The sequence below is a fragment of the Citrifermentans bremense R1 genome, from assembly GCF_000426865.1.
Taxonomy (GTDB): domain Bacteria; phylum Desulfobacterota; class Desulfuromonadia; order Geobacterales; family Geobacteraceae; genus Geomonas; species Geomonas bremensis.
The window spans coordinates 310,773-332,692 of record NZ_AUGE01000001.1 but is presented as its reverse complement, the minus strand read 5'-3'; the positions used below and the strand labels follow the sequence as shown (position 1 = coordinate 332,692).

The following is a 21,920-nucleotide window of genomic DNA, read 5'->3' as shown; positions in this document are numbered from 1 at the left end:
CAATGAGCGCAACAGTCTACACAATCAGAGATTCCATCAAGAACCTTCCCAAGAACATCAGGAGCTCCGTGGTCCGCCCCGTCGAGGGGACACAGGAGCAGGCGCGGGCGGCGGCGGTCTTCGGCAACGTCTTTTTGCACATCCACCCGGCCCGGGTGCACGAGAACTCCCTGCGCTTCAGTTACACGCTGGGCCTTGGGCTGATCTCCTTCTACCTGTTCCTGATCCTCTCCGTTTCGGGGACGCTGCTCATGTTCTACTACACCCCGTCCACGCAGCTCGCCTACCACAACATGAAGGACCTGGAGTACGTGGTCTCCTTCGGGGTGATCCTGCGCAACATCCACCGCTGGTCGGCCCACGCCATGGTCGCCTGCGTCTTCCTGCACATGTGCCGGGTCTTCTATACCGGCTCCTACAAGGCTCCCCGGGAGTTCAACTGGGTGGTGGGGGTCTGCCTGCTCCTGATGACGCTTTTCCTGAGCTTCACCGGATACCTCCTCCCCTGGGACCAGCTCGCCTTCTGGGCCATCACCGTCGGCTCCAACATCGCCGCCTACGCCCCCTGGATCGGGGAGAAGATCCGCTTCGTGATTCTCGGCGGGAACGAGGTCGGGCAGATGGCCTTGATCAGGTTCTACGTGCTGCATGTGGCCCTGCTCCCGGTGGTCGCGCTCATCCTCATGGGGATCCATTTCTGGAGGATCCGCAAGGACGGCGGCCTCTCGCGCCCGGCGGCGGAGTAAGCCGCTAAAGGGGGACAGGCACCTGCGGAGCCAGTCCCCGGTGAAGCGGTATCCGACAACAGATCTAAAGGAGGTGCAGCCATGCACGTCGCGAAAAAAGAAGAGATTTTCCCCATAGACCCCAACAAGACCTATTCGCTCATGGCGATCGTGGAAGGGGACTCGCTCCAGGTGGACAAGGACCCGGGCGACACCGTTTCCAGCTGGCCGAACCTGGTGCTGCGCGAACTCCTCCTCTTCCTGGTGGTGGGGATCGCCGTCGTCGCGGTGTCGCTTCTGTTCAACGCGCCGCTGGAGGAGCCGGCAAACGCCCTGCACTCCACCAACCCGGCCAAGGCCCCCTGGTACTTCGTGGGGATCCAGGAACTGGTGAGCTACTCGGCCTTCCTCGGGGGGATCGTGGCACCTGCCGGTATCGTGCTGTCGCTGTTGTTCCTCCCCTACCTGGACCGCAACCCTGCCGGTGTCGGGGTCTGGTTCGCCAAGGAGCGCAGGGTCGCCACCACCCTTTTCACCGTGTTCGTGGTGTCGATGCTGGTCCTGATCGTGATCGGGCAGTTCCTGCGGGGGCCGAACTGGACGCTCTACCTTCCCTGGAAGTGACCGGGAGATGAGGTGGGGATGGTGACCGAAAAAGATTTCCCAAAAGGAGGATACGTCATGGAACTGAATCACTGTGGGGGCGCGGCGACCATGCCCGGCGATGTGGACGAGGGTCGCAGGAAATTCGTGAAGAAGGTGACGGTTGCCACGCTCGCCCTCGGGGTGGGGGGAGTCGCGCTGCAGACCGGGCGCTTCCTGAACCCCAACGTGCTTTACGAGCCGGCCCGGGCCTTCAAGGTGGGGGAGCTCGCCAGCTTCCCGATAGGCAGCCGCATCGTCATCGAGGGGCGCGGCGTCGAGATCGTCAGGGAGCGCGAGGGGATGCACGCCGTTTCCCTGGTCTGCACCCATCTGGGGTGCCTGGTGAAGCCGGTGGAGAACAACCCGGACGTGGGGTACGCCTGCCCCTGCCACGGCTCCACCTTCGCCCTCAAAGGCGAGGTGCTGGGCGGACCCGCCCCCAAGGACCTCCCCTGGTACGAGATGTACATGGACCATACCGGCGCCATCGTGGTGGACACCTCCAAGGTGAACCGCGAGCGGACCAAACTCGTCGTCTAAGGAGGCAAGCAGATGGAAAAAGCAGTCATACGTAGGCTCACCACACTCTGCATCGTCTGTGGGCTCGTCTGCCTGGTCCTCCTGGGAGTGGCGGGTTTCCGGGATACCAACCGGGAATGGAAGTACTACCAGGAGGATTACCGGGAAAAATTGATGGGGAAGATCGGGCGGGACAAGAACCCGGCCGTCTACCAGCGCATCGCCCAGATGAAGCCGGAGCTCAAACAGGTGGTGGTCGGCGAATGGCAGACGGTGGACCGCTGCGTCACCTGCCACATCTCCATCGAGGACCCGCTCTTCGCCAAGGCCGCCCAGCCGCTGAAGACCCATCCCTACCCGGAGCTTTTGAAGCAGCACCCGGTGGAGAAGTTCGGCTGCACCATCTGCCACGGCGGACAGGGGCTCGCCACCACCTACTACGGCTCCTCGCATGAGCCGATCCACAACTGGCCGGTGACGCTGGTCTCCAAGGGGCTGATGCAGTCGCGCTGCGGCTACTGCCACAAGGACTTCGAGGCGATTCACGCGGACAAGCTGATCCAGGGGCGCGCCCTTTTCCAGGAGATGCACTGCTCCGGCTGCCACCAGATCAACGGCCAGGGGGGCGCCGTCGGCCCCGACCTGAGCGGCTTCGCGGACAAAGACCCGAGCAACTTCCCTATGGAGAACCTCCAGGGGGGGCGCTCCAAGCAGAACTGGGTGATCGAGCACTTCAAGGACCCGCAGCGGGTCTCCCCCGGCTCCTCGATGCGCGGCTACGCCATGAGCGACCGGCAGATCGAGGCGCTGGCGAGCTACGTGCTGAGCCTGAACCAGAGGGAGTTCACCCGCAAGTACACCCCGAAGCTGCGTGCGGATTTCGTCCCCCCCAGGGTGGACACGGTGCAGCCCGAGCAGGAGCTGACCAGCACGCAGGCGGAACCGGACGGGAAAAAGGAACTGCGCCTTTAAAAGGGCGACACAGGAGCCAGACATGAAAAGAACCATCCTAGCCATAGCGGCGGCGCTCGCCCTGGGGGCTTCGACCATGCCGGCCGCGGCAGTGCCGGCCCCCCCGAAGATGCCCTACGCCTTCGAGATGTACTGCGTGATGTGCCACCAGCAGGGGGTCCAGATCGGTCCCACCGGCATCTTCGACATGACCTCCAAAAGCGGCAATCCCTTGCACGAGCAGTACATCCGCAACAACGTCCGCTTCGGGATGAAGGCGATGCCCGCCTTCAGGCTCTCCGAGGTGCCCCCAAAGGAGCTGGACGGATTCGTGACCTACCTGAAGGAGGTCGCCGCCTACAGAAAGATCAACCCCACATACCGGCCGGCTCCGGCCCAAAAAGGAGGGGCAAAAAAATGACCAGCCAGAACAGAAGGTCCTTTTTCAAGACCATATTCGCAGCAGGCGCGGCCGTGGCGGTCTCCGGCACCGGCACTCTCGCAGGGAGCGCGCAAGCCGCGCAAGCGGGAGCCATCGACGGCATCTGCCTCTACGCCCCGGGCCTGGGGACGGCCAGCCAGTTCGTGGAGACCATGCGCAAGAGCGCGCCGGGCACGTGGAGCGTGCAGCCGCTCGCAGGCTCGCTCACCGACTGCTATTTCCAGGCGGCGCTCCTTTTCGAGGACGCGAGGAAAGGGAAGACCAACACCTTGGTCGGCCTCTTGGACCAGGCGAGCTTCGTCGTCGTGCACGAGGCGATTGTCGATCGCGGCGGACGCTTCCACTACGTGACCAACGAGGGGGGGGACCGGGTCGCCTTCTCCGTAGAGGTATAGGACGCCAAACCATCAGGAGGTATCAAGATGAGCCGTTTCGTTGCGCTTCCCAAGGGAGTATCGGAAGAAACCTTCGCCAGGGCGATTAATGAGTACCGCGCCCTTCTGGGCGAGGGGAGGGTGAGGACCGACCCCGCTTCCCTGCAGTCCTATATGAAGATCATGATCCCGGAGTCGGAGGAGCTGCATAAGCCCTCGGCGGCGATCTACCCGAAGTCGGTGCAGGAGATCCAGAAGATCGTCGCCATCGCCAACAAGTACAAGACGCCGCTTTGGACCGTCTCCACAGGGAAGAACATGGGGTACGGCACGGCGGCACCGGCGACCCGGGGCCAGATCGTCCTGGACCTGAAGACCATGAACCGGATCGTGCACGTGGACGAGGAGCTGGGGTACTGCCTGGTGGAGCCGGGCGTCACCTATTTCGACCTGCAGCAGCACTTCAAGAAGAACCGGATGAACCTCTGGGTCGACGTCCCGGCGCCGTCGGCCATGGCAAGCCCGGTGGGTAACACGGCTGACCGCGGCGTGGGGTACACCCCCTACGGCGAGCACTTCCTCTTCTCCTGCGGCATGGAGGTGGTGCTCGCCAACGGGGACGTGATCCGGACCGGCACCGGAGGCCTCCAGAACTCGACCTCATGGCAGACCAACAAGTGGGGCAACGGCCCCTACGTGGACGGCCTGTTCACCCAGTCGAACCTGGGGATCATCACCAAGCTCGGCGTCTGGCTCATGAAGGGCCCCCCGCCGGGAGGGTACTTCCCGTTCCTGATGAAGTTCCCCAAGGTGGAGATGCTCCCGGACATCATCAAGACCCTGATGCCCTTGCGCATGAACCAGATCATCCCCAACGCCTGCATCGTGGTGAACGCCGGCTGGGAGGCTGCGGGGTACTTCACCTACGACAAGAACGGCAAGGGGACCAACCGGGAGACCTTCTACAAGGGTAAGGACTCGCTCCCCCCCAAGGTCTTCCAGCAGATCATGGACAAGTACGACGTCGGGGCCTGGAACTTCTACGCGGCGCTCTATGGCTCACCCGAGCAGGTGGCGCTCAACTGGAAGTACGTCTCCGGGGCCTTCAAGCAGAAGTTCGGCAAAGACGTCCGCATCATCACCGAGAGGGAGGCGAAGGACGACCCCATCTTCGAGTACCGCCGCCAGCTGATGATGGGGGGCTCGACGCTGCAGGAGTTCGGCCTCTACAACTGGCGCGGGGGCGGGGGATCGATGTGGTTCGCCCCCGTTGCGGCGGCGCGCCCCTCCGAGTGCGACCAGCAGATGAAGGTGGCGACGGAGATTCTCAACAAGTACGGCTTCGACTACGTCTCCGAGTTCATCGTGGGGTGGCGCGACATGCACCACATCATCGACCTGCTCTACGACCGCACCCAGCCCGAGGAGATGAAGCGCGCCTACAAGTGCTTCGACGAGCTCCTCACCGTCTTCACCAAGAACGGCTACGGGACCTACCGCACCAACACCGCGTTCATGCAGAAGGTATCCCAAAGCTACGGACAGGGGATGCGCGACATCCACCACAAGCTGAAGCGGGCGCTTGACCCCAACAACATCCTGGCGCCGGGCAAGTCCGGGATCACTCTTTAGGCCTGGCGCCGGAATCGGGCAACAGACCAAACAGTCGAGGAGGCATCTAGATGAGCAGCTTTATCGCACTCCCCAAGGGGATAAAGGAAGAGACCTTCGCCAAGGCGATCCGCGAGTACCGCTCCCTTTTGGGAGAGAACCGGGTCCGGACCGACGCGGCGGCCCTGCAGCAATATCTCGCCAACACGGTGGCCCCGAGCGCCGCCCCGAACCGCCCCTCGGCGGTCCTCTACCCGGGGAGCGAGAGCGACGTGCAGGGGGTGGTCAGGATCGCCAACGCCTACAAGACCCCGCTTTGGACCTACTACGGCGGGGAGAACCGGGGCTACGGCTCCGCGGCCCCGGCAACCGACGGGCAGATCGTCCTCGACATGAGGGGGATGAAGAAGGTCATCGAAGTGGACCGGGAGCTTGGGTACTGCCTGGTGGAGCCCGGCGTCACCTACGACGAACTGCAGCGCTACCTCGCCAAGAACAAGATCGACCTCTGGCTGGACACCCCGGCGCCGGCGGCGGGGGTGAGCATCGCCGGCAACATCCTGGAGCGCGGCACCGGCTACACCCCCTACAGCGAATCCTTCCTCTTCTCCTGCGGCATGGAGGTGGTGCTGGGCGACGGGAGCCTGATCCGCACCGGCATGGGGGGGATCCCCAGGACCACCAGCTGGCAGGTCTTCAAATGGGGCTTCGGCCCCTACGTGGACGGCCTCTTCTCGCAGGGAAACAGCGGCATCGTCACCAAGGTGGGGGCGTGGCTCATGCCCCCTCCGCCGCCGGGCGGCTACAAGCCTTTTTGCATCAGGTTCCCCTCGACCGACATGGTGCAGCACATCGTCAAGCCGCTCATGTTCCTGCGCGAGACCCAGATCGTCCCCAACGCCTGCGCCCTGGTGAACGCGGGGTGGGAGGCGGCCGCGGTGGCCCAGGGGAAGAAGAAGGGGTATGTCAACAGCGGCAAGGGGACGCTTGCCACCCGCAAGGTGATGGACGGCTACGGCGTCGGGGCCTGGAACCTCTACGGCGCGGTGTACGGCTCGCCGGAGCAGGTGGAACTCAACTGGAAGTACGTCTTCGGCACCTTCACCAAGGCCTTCGGCAACAAGATCAAGATCATCACCGAGAAGGAGGCCAAGGGGGACCCGGCCTTCCAGTACCGCGCCCAGCTCATGAAGGGAGGGGTCACCAGTAACGACCCGCTCGACTCCTGGCGTCCCGGCGGCGGATCCATGCGCTTCCAGCCGACGGCCGCGGCGCGCCCCGGCGAGATTGCCCAGCAGGTGAAGCTCGCCACCGAGATCGTGAACCGGCACGGATTCGACTACTTAAGCGAGCTGGTCTTTTTCTGGCGCGACGCCCGCCACGTAATCGACCTGCGCTTCAACCGCGCCGACGCCGCCGAGGCCCGGCGGGCGCACCAGTGCTACGACGAACTGACCAGGTCCTTCAGCAAGCGCGGCTGGGGGATCAACCGCACCACGCCGGCCTTCATGAACCAGGTGGCCGACAGCTACGGCCCGGCCATGCGGCGTTTCAACAGGACGGTTAAAAAAGCCCTCGACCCGAACAACATCGTGGCCCCGGGCAAGTCCGGCATCACCCTGGCTTGACCCTTACATGCAATGAAGACAGGAGGCATCAATGAAGCGCGCACGAATCTCGATCTTCGCACTGTTTCTGGCAGCATTCTTTCTCAGCAGCCCGGCACACGCTTTCAACAGCAGCTCCTTCAACGGAACCGCCGACTTTTACGCCGGGGCCGCGCCGCCGCCGGGGCTGCATCTGATCGACTACAACGTGTTTTTGGACATCAAGAAGGTCGAGAACAAGGGTCAGGGATTAACCGGCGGGGACGGCTCTCTCACCGCCGTCGCCTTCCGTCCCATCTTCGTCTCCGAAAAGGGGCTCTTCGGGGGGAACTTCCTGCTGCACTCCATCATCCCGATCCTCTCCGTGGAGGCGAACGTCACCGCCCAGACGCCGGGCGGTCCCGTGAACGTCGAGGGGCATGACGGAGGCCTGGGGGACATCTACTTCGGGGCCGGCCTCGCCTGGCATACCAAGACCTGGCACTGGCTCACCGTGCTGGACGTGATCACCCCCACCGGCGCCTTCGATGCCAAGAAGCCGATCAACGCCGGCAACAACGCCTTCATCATCGAACCGGTCGTCGCGGTGACCGGGCTTTTCGACAACGGGATCGAGGCGAGCGCCAAGCTGATGTACTCCTACCACACCAAGAACTCTGACTACATCGAGGCCGGGAGCGGCCTGAAGGGTTACCAGACCGGGCAGGCGATCCACATGGACTACATGCTGAACTACGCCGTCACGCCGAAGTTCAAGCTGGGGGTAACCGGCTGGGTCTGGCGGGGGCTGCAAGACGACAAGATCGGCGGGACCAAACGTCCGGACACCAAGGACCGGGAATTTTCCATGGGGCCTGCGGCGCGCTACCAGGACGGGAAGTTCGCCCTCATGGGCAAGTACGTGATCCCTGTGTCGGCGGAAAACCGGATCGAGGCAAACCAGACCTGGATCGACCTGGTCTATTCCTTTTGACAACGGAGCCAACCATGAACAGCGCCAACAAGATACTGATCATCAACCCCGGTTCCACCTCGACCAAGATCGGGGTGCACCTGAACGGCGAGATGAAGGTGAACCAATCGGTGAAACATGCGGACGAGGAGCTGAAAAAGTTCCCGACCATCTGGCACCAGTACGACTACAGAAAGGACGCCATCCTCGGGGTGCTTGCGGACAACGGGCTCTGTGTCCGGGAGATGAACGCCATCGCCTGCCGCGGCGGCAACGTGAGGCCGCTTCCCGGCGGGACCTACCGGATCTGCAGCAGGATGATCGAGGACATGAAGAGCGGCGTCTACGGCGCGCACCCGATCAACGTGGGGGGCTTGGTGGCCTACGACCTCGGGCGGGAGTTCGACATCCCGGTCTTCACCGCCGACCCCCCCATGACCGACGAGCTCTGCGCCTCGGCGCGCTACTCCGGCATCCCGCAGATAGCCAGGCAGAGCAGCTTCCACGCCCTGAACCAGAAGGCGACGGCGCGCAAGGTCTCGGTTGAGCTGGGGAGAAGCTACCAGGAGCTGAACCTGATCGTGGTGCACCTGGGTGGGGGCATATCCGTCGGGGCGCACAAGGAGGGGAAGATCATCGACGTGAACAACGCCCTCGACGGCGACGGCGCCTTCTCGCCCGAGCGCGCGGGAACGCTTCCTGCCGGGGACCTGGTGAAGCTCTGCTTCAGCGGAGAGTACTCAAAGGACGAGATCCTGAAGCTTCTCACCGGGAGGGGGGGGCTCTACGCCTACCTGGGGACCACCGACGCCATCGAGATCGAGAGGCGCATAGCCGGGGGGGACCGGCAAGCCGCCGAGGTTTACGAGGCGATGATCTTCCAGGTGGCTAAGGAAGTGGGCGCCGCGGCGGCGGTCCTGGAAGGGAAGGTGGACGCCATCGCCCTCACCGGGAGCCTCGTTTATTCCAAGGTGCTTCTGGAGAGCCTGCTCAAGAAGATCAGCTTCATCGCCCCGGTGCATCTGAACCCCGGCGAGAACGAGATGGAGGCCCTGGCCGACGCGGTGCTCAGGTATTTCAACAAGGAGGAGGATCTGGCGGTGTACTCGTAGCTTACGGTGACGGAGTTGGGAGAGAGCCGGGGTGAGGGCGCGGCAAATGGCAACCATCTCAGTTTAGGCAACTCCCTCACCCGGCCTTCGGCCACCCTCTCCCAAGGGGAGAGAGGATGGACAGGAGAGGGTTAAGACTCAGCAGTAATAAACCAACAATTAAAGGAGATACGACCATGGGAAGACTGACCGGAAAAGTTGCCATCATCACGGGTTCTGCACAGGGGATCGGCGCCGCCTACGCACAGGGGTTCGCCAAGGAGGGGGCGAAGATCGTGATCGCCGACGTCCTCGACGGACAGAAGGCGGTTGAGGACATCAAAAAGGCTGGGGGCGAGGCGATCTACGTGAAAACCGACGTCACTGACCAGGCGCAGTGCGACGCCATGGCCGCCGCCGCGAAGGAGCGCTTCGGACGCGTCGACATCCTGGTCAACAACGCCGCCGTGTTCGGCAGCATCGTGATGAAGCCCTTCACCGAGTACACCACCAAGGAGTTCATGAAGGTGCTGGAGATCAACGTGGTCGGGCAGTTCCACTGCATGAAGGCGGTCTTCCCGTTCATGAAGGACAAGGGGGGCAAGATCGTCAACATCGGCTCCTCCTCCATTAACGAGGGTGTCCCGGGGATGCCGCACTACGTCGCCTCCAAGGGGGCGATCATGGCGCTCACCCGCTCCATGGCCCGCGAGATGGGGGACTTCAAGATCAACGTGAACACCATCGCCCCGGGCTTCACCCATTCCGAGGGGGGCAACAACTTCGACAAGAACAAGGCGATGGACATCCCGCCGCTGGAGACCCTGCAGCTGAACGCCCGCTGCCTCAAGCGCGAGGCGGTGCCGGAGGACCTGATCGGCCTGGCGCTGTTTCTCTCCACCGACGACTCGGCCTTCATCACCGGCCAGATGATCGTCCACGACGGCGGGCTCTCCTTCCACTAGGGGACCGGCAGCGGGAGCGAAGGGGACTGGCTCCGTCAGGTGCCTGTCCCCCTACGGAAGGCGCCTGGGCCTCCCGCACTCCCGCAGGAACCGTCAAAATGGGTTCTTCGGGAAGGGTCCTCCCCCTCCCTTGACGGGAGGGGGCAGGGGGGACCAAGGGCAGCGCTCCCCGGGAAAATTCGCAGCAAAGGAGAGGATAACTATGGACAAAATTTTCCGTGTGGATATGTCGGCCCTGAACTGCTCAGTCGAGCCGGTTCCAAGCGCCTGGGCGGCGCTGGGGGGGCGCGCGCTTACCTCGGCCATCGTGGCCGAAGAGGTTCCCCCCGCCTGCCATGCCCTTGGGGCGAACAACAAGCTGGTCTTCGCCCCGGGGATGCTGAGCGGCACCACGGCGGTGAACAGCGGCCGCCTGTCGGCCGGCGCCAAGAGCCCGCTCACCGGGACCATCAAGGAGAGTAACGCCGGCGGCACCGCAGCGCAGGTGCTGGCCCGCCTCGGGGTGAAGGCGCTGATCATCGAGGGGATCCCCAAGGGGGACGGCTGGTACGGCCTCGTGGTGAACAAGATGGGGGTGCGCATCGTCGAGGAGAAGGAGCTGATCGGCAAGGGGAACTTCGCTGTGATCGAGGCGCTGGAAAAACGCCTGGGCAAGACCGGCGTCCTCACCATCGGCCCTGCCGGCGAGATGAAGATGCTCGCGGCCAACATCTCGGTGCGGGACGCCGACGGCAAGCTCAGAAGCCACGGCCGCGGCGGCTTGGGGGCGGTGATGGGGTCCAAGAGGATCAAGTACATCGCTCTCGACGGCGCCGACGCCCCCGCGGTGCCGCTGGCGGATCCGGCGAAATTCACCGCCGCGGCGCGCACCTTCGCCAAGGCGATCATGAACCATCCGGGTACCGGACAGGGGCTTCCCACCTACGGCACCGCGGAGATGGTGAACATCGTCAACGCGGCGGGGGGGCTCCCCACCCGGAACTTCATGCACGGCAGATACGAGCACAACGAGAAGATCTCCGGCGAGACCCTCAGGGAGACCATCATCGAGCGCGGCGGCAACCCGAGCCACGGCTGCCAGTCGGGCTGCATCATCAAGTGTTCCCAGGTCTTCCTGGACAAGAAGGGGAAGTACGTCACCTCCGGCCTTGAGTACGAAACCATCGAGATTTTGGGCGCCAACGCCATGATCGGCGACTTGGACGTGATCGCCGAGGCGGACCACCTCATGGACGACATCGGCATCGACTCCATCGAGACCGCGGTCGCCATCGGCGTCGCCATGGAAGGAGGGGTGCTCCCCTTCGGCGACGGCCAAGGCGTTTTGAGGCTTTTGCGCGAGGATTTACGCGCCGGGACTCCGCTCGGCCGCACCATCGGCAGCGGCGCGGGGAATGTCGGGAAGCTGTACGGGGTGACGCGGGTCCCGGTGGTGAAGAACCAGGCGATTCCCGCCTACGATCCCAGGGCCATCAAGGGTATCGGCATCACCTACGCCACCAGCACCATGGGCGCCGACCACACGGCCGGTTACGCTGTCGCCACCAACCTGATGGGGGTGGGGGGCGGCATCGTCGACCCGCTCAAGAAGGACGGGCAGGTGGAGCTGTCGCGGCACCTGCAGATCGCCACAGTGATGCTCGATTCGGTGGGGCTCTGCCTCTTCATAGGCTTCCCCTCCGCTGACGATCCGACCTGCGTCCCGGCGGTGGTGGACATGCTGAACGCCCGTTTCGGGCTGGAGCTGACGCCTGAGTGGTTCGGGGGGCTAGGGGTGACCACCCTGAAGGCCGAGCGTGCCTTCAACCTTGCTGCCGGCTTCACCAACGAGCACGACCGTCTCCCCGAGTTCTTCAGGGAGCCCTTGGCCCCGAACGGCGCGGTATGGGACTTCACCGGCGAGGAGATCGACCAGTTCTGGAACTTCTAGAAGGGGGACAGCCATGATCGAGGTGACCGTGAACCTATTGGCGACATTTCGGACCGACCGCTTCAAAGATGAGCTGCAGCAGGTCTGCGAGGGAACCACGGTGGGAAGTCTCGTCTCCGCCCTCGGGATCTTGGAGAAGGAGGTGGGGATGGCGCTCGTGAACGGGCGCCACGCCCCCATGGCGCACCCGCTAAGCCACGGCGACGTGCTGCACCTGGCCCCTTGGATCGCGGGGGGGTGAGACTCCAAATGGAGTTGTCCACGAAGCGCTGCACGAGACCTCGCGTTCCCCCCTTTGCGAAGGGGGGACAGGGGGGATTTGCTTCTCCCCAACCAAAAGCAAATCCCCCTAAATCTCCCTTCGCAAAGGGGACTTTAAAGGAGAAAGACCATGATCAGATGCCTGGAGGACCTCTACGCGGCGGTGAAGGAGAAGGAGGTCAAGTCGATCGCCGTCGCGGTGGCCGAGGACGAGGCGATCATCAAGCTGGTGAAGCAGGCGGTGCAGAAGGGTATCGCCCGCTTCATTCTGACCGGCGATGCAAAGGCCATCGAGGAGCTGCTGCGCCACGAGGGGCTGGACCCCTCCGAGTTCGAGATCCACAACTGCCCAAGCCACAAGGAGGCGGCGGAAAAGGCGGTGAGCCTCGTGGTGCAGGGGCAGGCGCACCTGGTGATGAAGGGGGAGCTGCAGACCGCGCTCTTTTTGAAGGCCCTCTTGGACAAGGAGAAGGGGCTTCGGGGGGGCAACCTGATCAGCCAGATCACGGTGACCGAGAAGCCGGAAGGGGATGGGCTCCTCATGTTCACCGACTGCGCCATGAACATCACGCCGACCTTGGAGGAGAAGAAGCAGCTGATCGAGAACGCGGTGGGGCTCGCCATGAGCCTCGGCTACGCGCAGCCCAAGGTGGCGGTGCTCTCCGCGGTGGAGGTGGTGAACCCGGCCATGCCGGACACCATGGACGCCGCGGTATTGAGCAAGATGGCGGAGCGCGGCCAGATCGGCAACGCCCTGGTGGACGGACCCTTCGCCCTCGACAACGCCATCTCGGTCGCCGCGGCCAAGCAGAAGAAGATCGGCGGCCCGGTGGCCGGCCAGGCCGACATCGTGCTGGTCCCGAACCTCCAGGTGGGAAACGCCATCCACAAGGGGCTCACCTACCTCTCGCAGAAGAAGGTGGCCGCCGCGGTGGTGGGAGCGAAGGTCCCCATCGTGATGACCTCCCGGGCCGACACCACCGACACCAAGCTTTATTCGATAGCCATCGCCACCTACGTTTCCTGATGCCTCGGGCGCCGGGGGAGGAGAGTTACCATGTTCGGATTCGGAGTACCGGAACTGCTGATATTGCTGGTCATCCTGCTGATAGTCGTGGGTCCGGCCAAGCTGCCGCAGCTAGGTGGTGCACTGGGGGGCGCCCTGAAGAGCTTCAGGAAGGGCGCGCAAGGAAAAGAGCCCGGGGTGATGAACGCCGCCCAGGCGGACGGCAGGGAGGGAAATAGCCGTGTCTGACCATCTCCCGTTCCACGAGAACATCGTCTTCCTGGTCGCCAAGGCGCACCAGCGGACCCAGGGGGTGCTCAAGGGGCACCTCCAGACCATCGGGATCACCCCGATGCAGTGCCTCTTCATGGAGTCACTCTGGGGGGAGGATGGGGTGAGCGTCGGAGAGATCGGGCGCCGCATCGCGCTGGACACCGCCACTCTGGCGGGGATCTTGGACCGGCTGGTGACCGCGGGATGGGTGCTGCGGGAGAGCGACCCGGCGGATGGGCGGGTGGCGCGGGTCTATCTGACCCCGAAGGCACGGGGCGTGATCCCGCAGTTGCGCGCCGCGGTGCACCGCACCAACGACGAGCTGCTGCACGATTTCTCGCTGGAGGAGAAGCTTCTTTGCAAGCGTTTCCTGCGCTGCATCAAGGGGTGAGCCGCTTCCCCCTTTTTGCCGGCATACCTCGCATGCAAGAGATTATTGGTATCGAGTAGTAAGACGTGAAGTCCCCCTTTGCGAAGGGGGATTTAGGGGGATTTTAAACTGATGCGCCGGAGAGCAAATCCCCCCCGACCCCCCTTCGCAAAGGGGGGAGATCGAATACCCCTCTCACAGTGGGAGAGGGAGAGATATAGAAAATAACATCAAGGAGACCAACCATGTACGTGCCCGATTTCGAGTATCACGCCCCGAATACCGTCGCGGAGGCCTGCGCCATCCTGGCGGAGCTGGGGGACCGCGCGACCGTGCTCGCCGGGGGGACCGACGTCCTACACAAGATGAAGGTGGGAAAGCTCGCCCCGGAGCACCTGGTGTCGCTGAAGAACCTGGACGAGCTGCGCGAGATCCGGGAGGAACCGGGCCGCGTGGTGATCGGCGCCCTGGCGAGCCACAACCAGATCTACACCTCGCAGCTCTTGCAAAGGCGCTACCTGTCGCTTCCCATGGCCGCCCACACCATGGCCTCGAACCAGATCTGCAACCTGGGGACGGTGGGGGGGAACATCGTGAACGGGGTCCCCTCGGCGGACCTCCCCCCGATCCTGATCGCCCTCGACGCCTCGATCCGCCTCACGAGCGCGAAGGGTGAGCGGACCATGCCGCTGGAGGATTTCTTCTGGGGGTCGGCGCAGACCCGCATGGAACCGGGGGAGATTCTCACCGAGATCTCGATTCCTGACCAACAGACCACGGGGAGCACCTACCTGAAGTTCGGCCTGCGCCGCTCCGGCGCTCTCGCGGTCGCCGCGGCCGCCGTATCGGTGCAGGTCTCCGGAGACACCCTGCACGCGGTCCGCATCGTGCTCGCCTCCGCCGCCCCAACCGTGCTGCGAGTGGCCGACGCCGAAAGAAGCCTTATCGGGCGCAGGATCGACGACGAGCTCCTGGCGGAGGCGGGGCAGTTCGCGGCGCAGGCGAGTCGCCCGAGGGACAGCATCCGCGGCAGCGCCGAGTACAGAAAGAACCTGGTCGGTGTGTTGACGAAACGTGCGCTCAAAAAGGCGATAGACGAAGGTCACGCCTAGAAAGGAGGGGATAAATGGCTCAGGCAATTACCGACAAGGACGGGGTGAAGCGCTACCTGATCACCCTCAACGTCAACGGCGACGCCCACACCATTCTGGTGAAGGGAAACGCGATATTGACCAACGTGCTGCGCGACCAGCTCGACCTCACCGGCACCAAGAAGGGGTGCGAGCTGGGGGACTGCGGCTCCTGCACCGTCCTTTTGGACGGCAAACCGGTCGACTCCTGTCTGGTGCTGGCGGTCGAGGCGGATGGGCGCCAGATCACCACCATCGAGGGGGTGATGGAAAACGGCAGGCTCGACGCGATCCAGCAGTCGATGATCAACCACGCCGCCGTGCAGTGCGGCTACTGCACCCCGGGGATGGTACTCTCGGCGAAGGCGCTTTTGACCAGGAACCCGCACCCCAACGAGCAGGAGGTGCGCGAGGCGATCAGCGGCAACCTCTGCCGCTGCACCGGGTACGTTCACATCGTGGAGGCCGTCTTGGCCACCGCCCAGGGGCGGGTAACGCCGGACGACCACTAAGGAGAAAGAGATGAGCGACAACCACAGCGTAATAGGCCGCAGCGTTCCCCGCATCGACGGGCCGGAAAAGGTTACCGGGGCGGCCAAGTACACCGGGGACCTGAAGTTCCCCAACATGCTTTACGGCAAGATCCTGACGAGCCCCCACGCCCACGCCCGGATCCTCTCCATCGACACCTCCGAGGCGGAGCGTCTTCCCGGGGTGAAGGCGGTGATCACCCACAAGGACGTGCCGACCTTGAAGTACGGCCTGAGCCCGGCCCGCTGGGACGAGAGCATCTTCTGCAGCGACAAGGTCCGCTTCGTGGGGGACAAGGTGGCGGCCGTCGCCTGCCTGGACGAGGACACCTGCTACAAGGCGCTTAAGCTGATCAAGGTGGAGTACGAGGTGCTCCCCGCCGCGCTCGACTTCCTGCACGCCATGGACGAGGGGCAGCCGCAGGTGCACGAGGAGTACGCGCGGAACATCAACACCGAGATCCACCAGGAGTTCGGGGACGTGGAGAAGGCGCTCGCCGAGGCGCACCACGTGCGCACGGACACCTTCGTGGGGCAGAGGACCTACCAGTCCCCCATCGAGCCGCACTCCGCCATCTCCATGTGGGACGCCGAGAAGCTCACCATCTACTCCAGCACCCAGTCGCCGCACTACTTTCAGCACTACATCGCCCGCGAGTTCGACATGCCCATGGGGGATGTGCGCATCATCAAGCCCTACTTAGGCGGCGGTTTCGGCGGCAAGCTGGAGCCGACGGGGCTCGAGTTCGCAGGCGCCGTGCTGGCGAAGCTGACCGGCCGGCCGGTGCGGACCTTCTACGACCGCGCCGAGATGTTCGCCCACAACCGCGGCCGGCACGCCCAGTACATGGAGATCACCACCGGCGTGGACAAAAACGGCAAGATCCTCGCGGCAAAGGCCAACTTCCTCATGGACGGCGGCGCCTACACTAGCCTCGGCATCGCCAGCGCCTACTACGCCGGGGCGCTCCTGCCGCTCACCTACGAGTTCGACAACTACCAGTTCGACATGTTCCGGGTCTACACCAACCTCCCCGCCTGCGGCGCCCAGCGCGGCCATGGGGCGCCGCAGCCCAAGTACGCCTTCGAGAGCCACCTGGATAACGTGGCGGCGGATCTGGGGATCGACCCGATGGACATCAGGATCATCAACGCCCGGCGCCCGAACACGGTCACCCCCAACGACTTCCGGGTCAACTCCTGCAAGATCAAGGAGTGCCTGGAGCGGGTGCGGGTGATGTCGGACTGGGACGAGAAGAAGAAAAACCTCCCGCTGGGGAGGGGGATCGGCGTCGCCACCGGGAGCTTCGTCACCGGCGCGGGGTACCCCATCTACCGCACCGACCTGCCGCACGCCGCCGCCTTCATCAAGGTCTGCGAGGACGGCACCGCCGCCACCCTCTACACCGGCTCGGTGGACATAGGGCAGGGGTCGGACACGGTGCTCTGCCAGATGGCGGCCGAGGCGATGGGTTACCGCTACGAGCAGATGAAGATCGTCGCCGCCGACACCGAGATCACCCCGCTCGACTTCGGCGCCTACGCGAGCCGCCAGACCTACATGTCGGGAGCCGCGGTGAAGCAGGCGGGCGAGGAAGTGAAGCGCCAGATCCTGGAGATGGCCTCGGTCATGCTGGGGCTTCCGGCGGACGATCTGGAGTGCGACGACGGGCAGATCTTCTCCAAGTCCCGCAACGTGAAGAGCCTCAGCTTCGAGGAGGTGGCCAGGAAGCACTTCGTGCTACGCGGACCGCTTCTGGGGCGCGGCTCCTACACCCCGCCCAAACTCGGCGGGAGCTTCAAGGGAGCGGCCGTCGGCACTTCACCCGCATACAGCTTCGGCGCCCAGGTGGGGGAGGTGGCCATCGACGAGGAGACCGGAGAGATCACCGTAGTCGGTATCTGGGACGTGCACGACTGCGGCAAGGTGATCAACCCGCGCCTTTTGCACGGCCAGGTGCACGGCGCCCTCTACATGGGTATGGGGGAGGCGGTCTGGGAAGAGGTTCTCTTCGACGACAAGGGGAGGATCAAGAACGCCGAACTCGCCAACTACCGTCTCTTGACCGCCGTGGACATGCCCCCCATCACCTCCGAAGTGGTGGACAGCTACGAGCCGAGCGGTCCCTGGGGGGTGAAGGAGGTGGGGGAAGGGGCAACCAACCCGACCTTGGGGATGTTCTCCAACGCCATCTTCGACGCCATGGGGGTGCGGGTGAATTCGCTGCCGCTCAGCTACGAGAAGGTGTGGCGCGCCCTGAAGGAAAAGCGCGAGCGTGAGGAGATTGCCAAGCGGGAAGACGCCCAAAGGGGACTGGCTCCGCAGGTGCCTGTCCCCCTTGAGACTGTCCCCCTTGAGAGTGAGGAGCCCGTTTACGCAAACCCGAGCTGAAGAAGGAGGCCTTATGTGGGACTGGGTAGGAAAACTTGAGGAGTTGAGGCGCCGCGACCAGCTGGCGGTGCTGGTCACGGTGACCAAGAACACGGGATCGACCCCCGGCAAGAAGGGGGCGAAGATGATCGTCCTCCCCGACGGGACCTTCTTCGGCACCGTCGGGGGCGGGGTGCCGGAGCACTTCGCCCTGGAGGACGCCAGGAAGTGCTTCGAGCTGATGCAGGGGGCCACCTCCACCGTCCCCTTGGAGCAGCGGGGCGAGTTCCCCGCCTGCGGCGGGACCATGGAGCTCTACCTGGAACTGGTGAACGACAACCCGCGCCTGTACCTCTTCGGCGCGGGGCACATCGCCCAGTCGCTGTGCCAGGTGCTGGACGGTACCCAGTTCCGGGTCCACCTCGTCGACGAAAGAAGCGAGTGGATCAACTCGCCGGCGCTCCCCGCCGGCGTGATCCGGCACCAGGTCCACTACAGCGACTTCATCCGGCAGGCCAACTGGTGCGAGGAGAGGACCTACGCGACCATCCTTACCTACAACGGGGCGGTCGACCAGCAGGTGCTGGCCGAGGTGCTGCCGAAGCCGGCGCGCTTCATCGGCATGGTGGGGAGCAAGTCCAAGTGGGCCAAGATCCAGCAGAACCTGGATGGCCTGGGGCACGACCTCTCCCGGGTGCGCTGCCCGGTGGGGCACGACAACGGCGGCAACTCCCCGCGGGAGATCGCGGTGAGCATTGCCAGCCAGCTTTTCGCTACCAGACATGGCCGCGAATAGCGTAAAGGAGAGGCCGCTGTCGGAGCGGGTGGTGGTGATCCGCGGTGCGGGGGAGCAGGCAAGCGGCATCGCCTGCCGGCTCTATCGGGCCAACTTCCGCCGCATCCTCATGCTGGAGACAGCATCCCCCCTCGCGGTGCGCCGGCTGGTCTCTTTTTGCGAGGCGGTGCACGAGGGGGAGATGACGGTGGAAGGGGTGACGGCGGTGAGGGTCGACCGGGTGGAGGAGGTGGCGGGGATCTGGAGCGCCGGGTGCATCGCGGTCCTCGTCGACCCGGAGGCTGCGAGCCTTACGCAGCTGCAGCCGGACCTTTTCGTGGACGCGACGCTCGCCAAGCGGAACCTGGGGACCTCTGTTAGTGACGCACCCCTGGTGATCGGCTTGGGGCCCGGCTTTACCGCCGGAGTCGACTGCCACCTGGTGGTCGAGACCAACCGCGGCCACGACCTGGGGAGGGTGATCGGAACCGGCCCCGCGGAGCCCAATACCGGCATCCCCGGTGACATCGCGGGCTACACCAGCGAGCGGGTCCTGCGCGCGCCGGTTGCAGGGCGTTTCGAGAGCGACCGGGCGATAGGGGATCTGGTAGTCGCGGGAGAGCCGGTCGGGCGGGTCGGCGAGGTCGAGGTCCGGGCGGCCATCGACGGTGTCTTGCGCGGGGTGATCAGGCCCGGCGCTTTGGTTAAGTCGGGGCTCAAGATCGGGGACGTCGACCCGCGTTCTAAGAAGGAATACTGCGCCACCGTCTCCGAGAAGGCGAGGGCGCTGGGGGGCGCGGTCCTGGAGGCGCTGCTTGGCTGCTACAACCGGTAGCGGGCTCATCATTCTCCCCCTGGTTCCCAAGCTCCAGCTTGGGGACCCAATGCGGTGCAAAGCTCCAGCTTTGCATCCTGGGAGGCTGGAGCTTCGGACGGGCCTTGCGTTCCCAAGGTGGACCTTGGGAACGAGATAACGTTCCCCCCTTTGCGAAGGGGGGCAGGGGGGATTTGCCTCACGTTGTTTTCGACCAGATATCTTGCGTGCAAGGGAGTTTCTGGCAGCAACGGGCATAGGTAAAGGAGTAGGCATGCAAGGGATAGAAGAGATAGTCTGCTCCGCACCGGGCGGGGTGTTGAGCCTCACCGGGGCGGGGGGGAAGACGAGCCTCATGTTTCATCTGGCCCGCGTTCTGTCTGAGGCTGGGAAAAGGGTGCTGGTCACCACCACTACCAAGATCCTCCCCCCCACTGCCAGGCAGTGTGGCAAGGTGCTGGTTGATGCGGACCCGGAGGTCATCGCGTGGCGGGTCTCCTTGCGCTACGGCAACGAACCGGTCACCGCGGTGTCGCGGCGCGACCCGGAGAAGGGGGACAGGCACCTTGCGGAGCCAGTCCCCTCGGGGAAGCTGATCGGGTTCGCGCCGGAAGCGATTGCCTTCTTCGAGCGTTGCGGCCAGTTCGACTGGATCCTCGTCGAGGCCGACGGCTCGGCCCGGCGCCCGCTAAAGGCGCACGCCCCTCACGAACCGGTAATCCCCTCCTGCAGCACGGTGGTCGTGGCGGTGGCCGGGTTGGAGGTACTGGGGCAGCCGCTTACCGAGGAGTGGGTATTCCGCCACGAACTAGCCGCTCCCCTCATGGGGCTGGCCATCGGCGATACCATCGATGCTGCCGCCATGACCCGCCTCATCGTCCATCCCCGCGGCCTCTTTACCGGCACTCCGCCCGGCGCCCGGCGTTTCCTCTTCCTGAACAAGGCGGACACCCCGCAGCGCCTGGCGTGTGCCGCGGAAGTCGCGGCGGTGGTGAAAAATGAGGCATCTTGCGTTGCCGAAGCGCTCCTCGTGGGGCAGGCCTTGAACGGTGTTACCCTGCACGCCCACTATCCCCTGGAGGCGCCATGAAACGGGTCGCCGGAATAATCCTCGCCGCTGGGGAAGGGCGCCGCATGGGTAGAACCAAGCAACTCCTGCCTTTCAGGGGGAAGAGCATCCTGGAATGGGTGGTGGAGAGCGCGTTGGCCTCGTCGCTGCATCGGGTCGTGGTGGTCGTGGGGCACCAGGCGGAGCGGATGGTCCCCCTTTTGCAGGGTCGCAGCGTGGAACTGGCGCTGAATCCGGAATACCGGCAGGGGCAAAGCTCCTCCCTCAGCTGCGGGCTGCGGCTCCTGGGGGCTGAAACCGACGCCGCCCTGTTTCTCCTGGGGGATCAGCCGCTGATCACTCCGGCGCTGATAGACACCTTGGTCCGCTCCTACCAAGCCTCTCCGGCGCCGATCGTGATGCCCATGTACCGTGGTAAGCGCGGCAACCCGGTGCTCTTCGACCGCGAGACCTTCCCCGCCATCGAGAGGCTCGACGCGGACTGCGGCGCGAGGCCGCTCTTCCAGCAGTATCAGGGGCGCCTGTTGCAGGTCCCGGTAGAAGACGCAGCCATACACTTTGATATAGACACCGCCGCCGATTACCGCCGGCTGCTTGAAACAGAAGCGGCCGGCGAGGCGGGCGCCCAGGCAATCATCAACAGCAGCAGCAGAGAAAGGATCCCGTCATGAATATTGAGACCTACCTCGTTCTCTTCAGTGCCATCCTGACCGTTGCCGTCCTCTACTCCTGCGTCGGCCACGGAGGCGCCTCCGGTTACATCGCTGTGCTGGCGCTTTTCAGCGTGGTGCCGGAGGTTTTCAAGCCCACCGCCTTGCTGCTGAACATAATGGTGGCGTCGGTGGCCGCCTATTCCTTCCGGCGCGCCGGCCATTTCTCCTGGGGGCTCTTCTGGCCCTTCGCCGCCACCTCGATCCCGTTCAGCTTCCTGGGGGGGTACCTGAGCCTGCCGCAGCATCTTTACCGTCCCCTGGTGGGGATGGTCCTCTTGGCCTCGGCGTGCCGGCTCCTGGTCCACAAGGAACCGGATGTGGGCTCGCTGCGCCGTCCGCCGCTTACCGCAGCGCTCCTTTTGGGCGCCGTGCTGGGGCTGCTCTCCGGGCTCACCGGGGTGGGCGGGGGGATCTTCTTGAGTCCGCTATTGATGCTTTTGCGTTGGGGGCGGGCGCGGGAGGTTTCCGGCGTGGCGGCTCTCTTCATCCTGGTCAACTCCTGTGCGGGGCTCCTGGGGCATGCGAGCAGCCTGCAGCTGGTCCCCGGTTTCGCGCCGCTTCTGGCGGTGGCGGCGCTCTTGGGAGGGTGCGTCGGTTCCTTCCTGGGGAGCAGCTTCCTCCCTGTGCGCAGGGTCGTAAAGGCGCTCTCGTTGGTGCTGACGGTGGCAGGGCTCAAGATGCTGCTGGTGTAAAAAACGGGAAATAATCGTCGCGGCGCGGCCCCTGGAGGGGCAGGCATGATTGAGCTTGACCAAATTGGTGTAATATGGTACCGCTATACCAAATTAGCCCGGCC

The 21,920-nt window shown here is 64.5% G+C and carries 24 protein-coding genes; all 24 read left to right on the top strand.

Features of this window, described 5'->3' with window-relative positions:
• Positions 1-2 precede the first annotated feature (2 nt).
• The 24 genes from K419_RS23785 (at position 3) to K419_RS0101405 (ending at position 21,816) form a co-directional block, all read left to right on the top strand.
• A complete protein-coding gene (locus K419_RS23785) occupies positions 3-746 on the top strand; it encodes a cytochrome b N-terminal domain-containing protein (RefSeq protein ID WP_026840015.1) in 744 nt (247 codons plus the stop codon).
• Positions 747-827: 81 nt separating this feature from the next.
• Positions 828-1,349 (top strand): cytochrome b family protein, encoded by a 522-nt coding sequence (locus K419_RS23780; RefSeq protein WP_026840014.1) that lies wholly within the window; start codon positions 828-830, stop codon positions 1,347-1,349.
• A gap of 57 nt (positions 1,350-1,406) precedes the next feature.
• Positions 1,407-1,910 (top strand): QcrA and Rieske domain-containing protein, encoded by a 504-nt coding sequence (locus K419_RS0101510; RefSeq protein WP_026840013.1) that lies wholly within the window; start codon positions 1,407-1,409, stop codon positions 1,908-1,910.
• A gap of 12 nt (positions 1,911-1,922) precedes the next feature.
• Positions 1,923-2,861 (top strand): c-type cytochrome, encoded by a 939-nt coding sequence (locus tag K419_RS0101505; RefSeq protein ID WP_026840012.1) that lies wholly within the window; start codon positions 1,923-1,925, stop codon positions 2,859-2,861.
• A 22-nt stretch (positions 2,862-2,883) separates the two neighbouring features.
• Positions 2,884-3,261, top strand: a complete 378-nt coding sequence (locus K419_RS0101500; RefSeq protein ID WP_026840011.1) for a c-type cytochrome — start codon at positions 2,884-2,886, stop codon at positions 3,259-3,261.
• Positions 3,258-3,677: a hypothetical protein gene (locus tag K419_RS0101495; protein WP_026840010.1), complete on the top strand. Its 420-nt coding sequence runs from the start codon at positions 3,258-3,260 to the stop codon at positions 3,675-3,677. The genes K419_RS0101500 and K419_RS0101495 overlap by 4 nt, the downstream gene beginning before the upstream one ends.
• A gap of 27 nt (positions 3,678-3,704) precedes the next feature.
• Positions 3,705-5,288 (top strand): FAD-binding oxidoreductase, encoded by a 1,584-nt coding sequence (locus tag K419_RS0101490; RefSeq protein ID WP_026840009.1) that lies wholly within the window; start codon positions 3,705-3,707, stop codon positions 5,286-5,288.
• A gap of 50 nt (positions 5,289-5,338) precedes the next feature.
• Positions 5,339-6,895 carry an FAD-binding oxidoreductase gene (locus K419_RS0101485; RefSeq protein ID WP_026840008.1) on the top strand — a complete coding sequence of 519 codons (1,557 nt, stop codon included), beginning with the start codon at positions 5,339-5,341 and terminating at the stop codon, positions 6,893-6,895.
• A 31-nt stretch (positions 6,896-6,926) separates the two neighbouring features.
• Positions 6,927-7,847, top strand: coding sequence for a SphA family protein (locus K419_RS0101480; protein ID WP_026840007.1), 921 nt, complete (start codon positions 6,927-6,929; stop codon positions 7,845-7,847).
• A gap of 14 nt (positions 7,848-7,861) precedes the next feature.
• Complete coding sequence (gene buk, locus K419_RS0101475) at positions 7,862-8,938, top strand: butyrate kinase (protein ID WP_026840006.1); 1,077 nt, start codon at positions 7,862-7,864, stop codon at positions 8,936-8,938.
• Positions 8,939-9,114: 176 nt separating this feature from the next.
• The gene (locus tag K419_RS0101470) at positions 9,115-9,882 is read left to right on the top strand and encodes an SDR family NAD(P)-dependent oxidoreductase (protein ID WP_026840005.1); all 768 of its coding nucleotides are present in this window, start codon (positions 9,115-9,117) and stop codon (positions 9,880-9,882) included.
• Positions 9,883-10,084: 202 nt separating this feature from the next.
• The gene (locus K419_RS0101465) at positions 10,085-11,812 is read left to right on the top strand and encodes an aldehyde ferredoxin oxidoreductase C-terminal domain-containing protein (RefSeq protein ID WP_026840004.1); all 1,728 of its coding nucleotides are present in this window, start codon (positions 10,085-10,087) and stop codon (positions 11,810-11,812) included.
• A gap of 13 nt (positions 11,813-11,825) precedes the next feature.
• The gene (locus K419_RS0101460) at positions 11,826-12,053 is read left to right on the top strand and encodes a MoaD/ThiS family protein (protein ID WP_051292823.1); all 228 of its coding nucleotides are present in this window, start codon (positions 11,826-11,828) and stop codon (positions 12,051-12,053) included.
• A 150-nt stretch (positions 12,054-12,203) separates the two neighbouring features.
• The gene (locus K419_RS0101455) at positions 12,204-13,100 is read left to right on the top strand and encodes a bifunctional enoyl-CoA hydratase/phosphate acetyltransferase (protein WP_026840002.1); all 897 of its coding nucleotides are present in this window, start codon (positions 12,204-12,206) and stop codon (positions 13,098-13,100) included.
• A gap of 30 nt (positions 13,101-13,130) precedes the next feature.
• Entirely contained in the window at positions 13,131-13,328 is a 198-nt protein-coding gene (locus K419_RS0101450; protein ID WP_026840001.1) for a twin-arginine translocase TatA/TatE family subunit, read from the top strand.
• On the top strand, positions 13,321-13,743 hold the full coding sequence (locus K419_RS0101445) for a MarR family winged helix-turn-helix transcriptional regulator (protein WP_026840000.1): 423 nt from the start codon (positions 13,321-13,323) through the stop codon (positions 13,741-13,743). The genes K419_RS0101450 and K419_RS0101445 overlap by 8 nt, the downstream gene beginning before the upstream one ends.
• A 224-nt stretch (positions 13,744-13,967) precedes the next feature.
• Complete coding sequence (locus tag K419_RS0101440; protein WP_026839999.1) at positions 13,968-14,834, top strand: FAD binding domain-containing protein; 867 nt, start codon at positions 13,968-13,970, stop codon at positions 14,832-14,834.
• Between the two features lie 14 nt (positions 14,835-14,848).
• Positions 14,849-15,364 (top strand): (2Fe-2S)-binding protein, encoded by a 516-nt coding sequence (locus K419_RS0101435; protein ID WP_035496740.1) that lies wholly within the window; start codon positions 14,849-14,851, stop codon positions 15,362-15,364.
• A 10-nt stretch (positions 15,365-15,374) separates the two neighbouring features.
• Positions 15,375-17,774: a 4-hydroxybenzoyl-CoA reductase subunit alpha gene (gene hcrA / locus K419_RS0101430; RefSeq protein ID WP_026839997.1), complete on the top strand. Its 2,400-nt coding sequence runs from the start codon at positions 15,375-15,377 to the stop codon at positions 17,772-17,774.
• Between the two features lie 13 nt (positions 17,775-17,787).
• Positions 17,788-18,549, top strand: a complete 762-nt coding sequence (locus tag K419_RS0101425) for an XdhC family protein (protein ID WP_026839996.1) — start codon at positions 17,788-17,790, stop codon at positions 18,547-18,549.
• Positions 18,536-19,363, top strand: a complete 828-nt coding sequence (gene yqeB, locus K419_RS0101420; RefSeq protein ID WP_051292819.1) for a selenium-dependent molybdenum cofactor biosynthesis protein YqeB — start codon at positions 18,536-18,538, stop codon at positions 19,361-19,363. Before K419_RS0101425 ends, yqeB begins: the two co-directional genes overlap by 14 nt.
• A 253-nt stretch (positions 19,364-19,616) precedes the next feature.
• The gene (yqeC, locus tag K419_RS0101415) at positions 19,617-20,432 is read left to right on the top strand and encodes a selenium cofactor biosynthesis protein YqeC (RefSeq protein WP_026839994.1); all 816 of its coding nucleotides are present in this window, start codon (positions 19,617-19,619) and stop codon (positions 20,430-20,432) included.
• A complete protein-coding gene (gene mocA / locus K419_RS0101410) occupies positions 20,429-21,082 on the top strand; it encodes a molybdenum cofactor cytidylyltransferase (protein WP_026839993.1) in 654 nt (217 codons plus the stop codon). The genes yqeC and mocA overlap by 4 nt, the downstream gene beginning before the upstream one ends.
• Positions 21,079-21,816, top strand: coding sequence for a sulfite exporter TauE/SafE family protein (locus tag K419_RS0101405; RefSeq protein WP_026839992.1), 738 nt, complete (start codon positions 21,079-21,081; stop codon positions 21,814-21,816). Before mocA ends, K419_RS0101405 begins: the two co-directional genes overlap by 4 nt.
• Positions 21,817-21,920 lie beyond the last annotated feature (104 nt).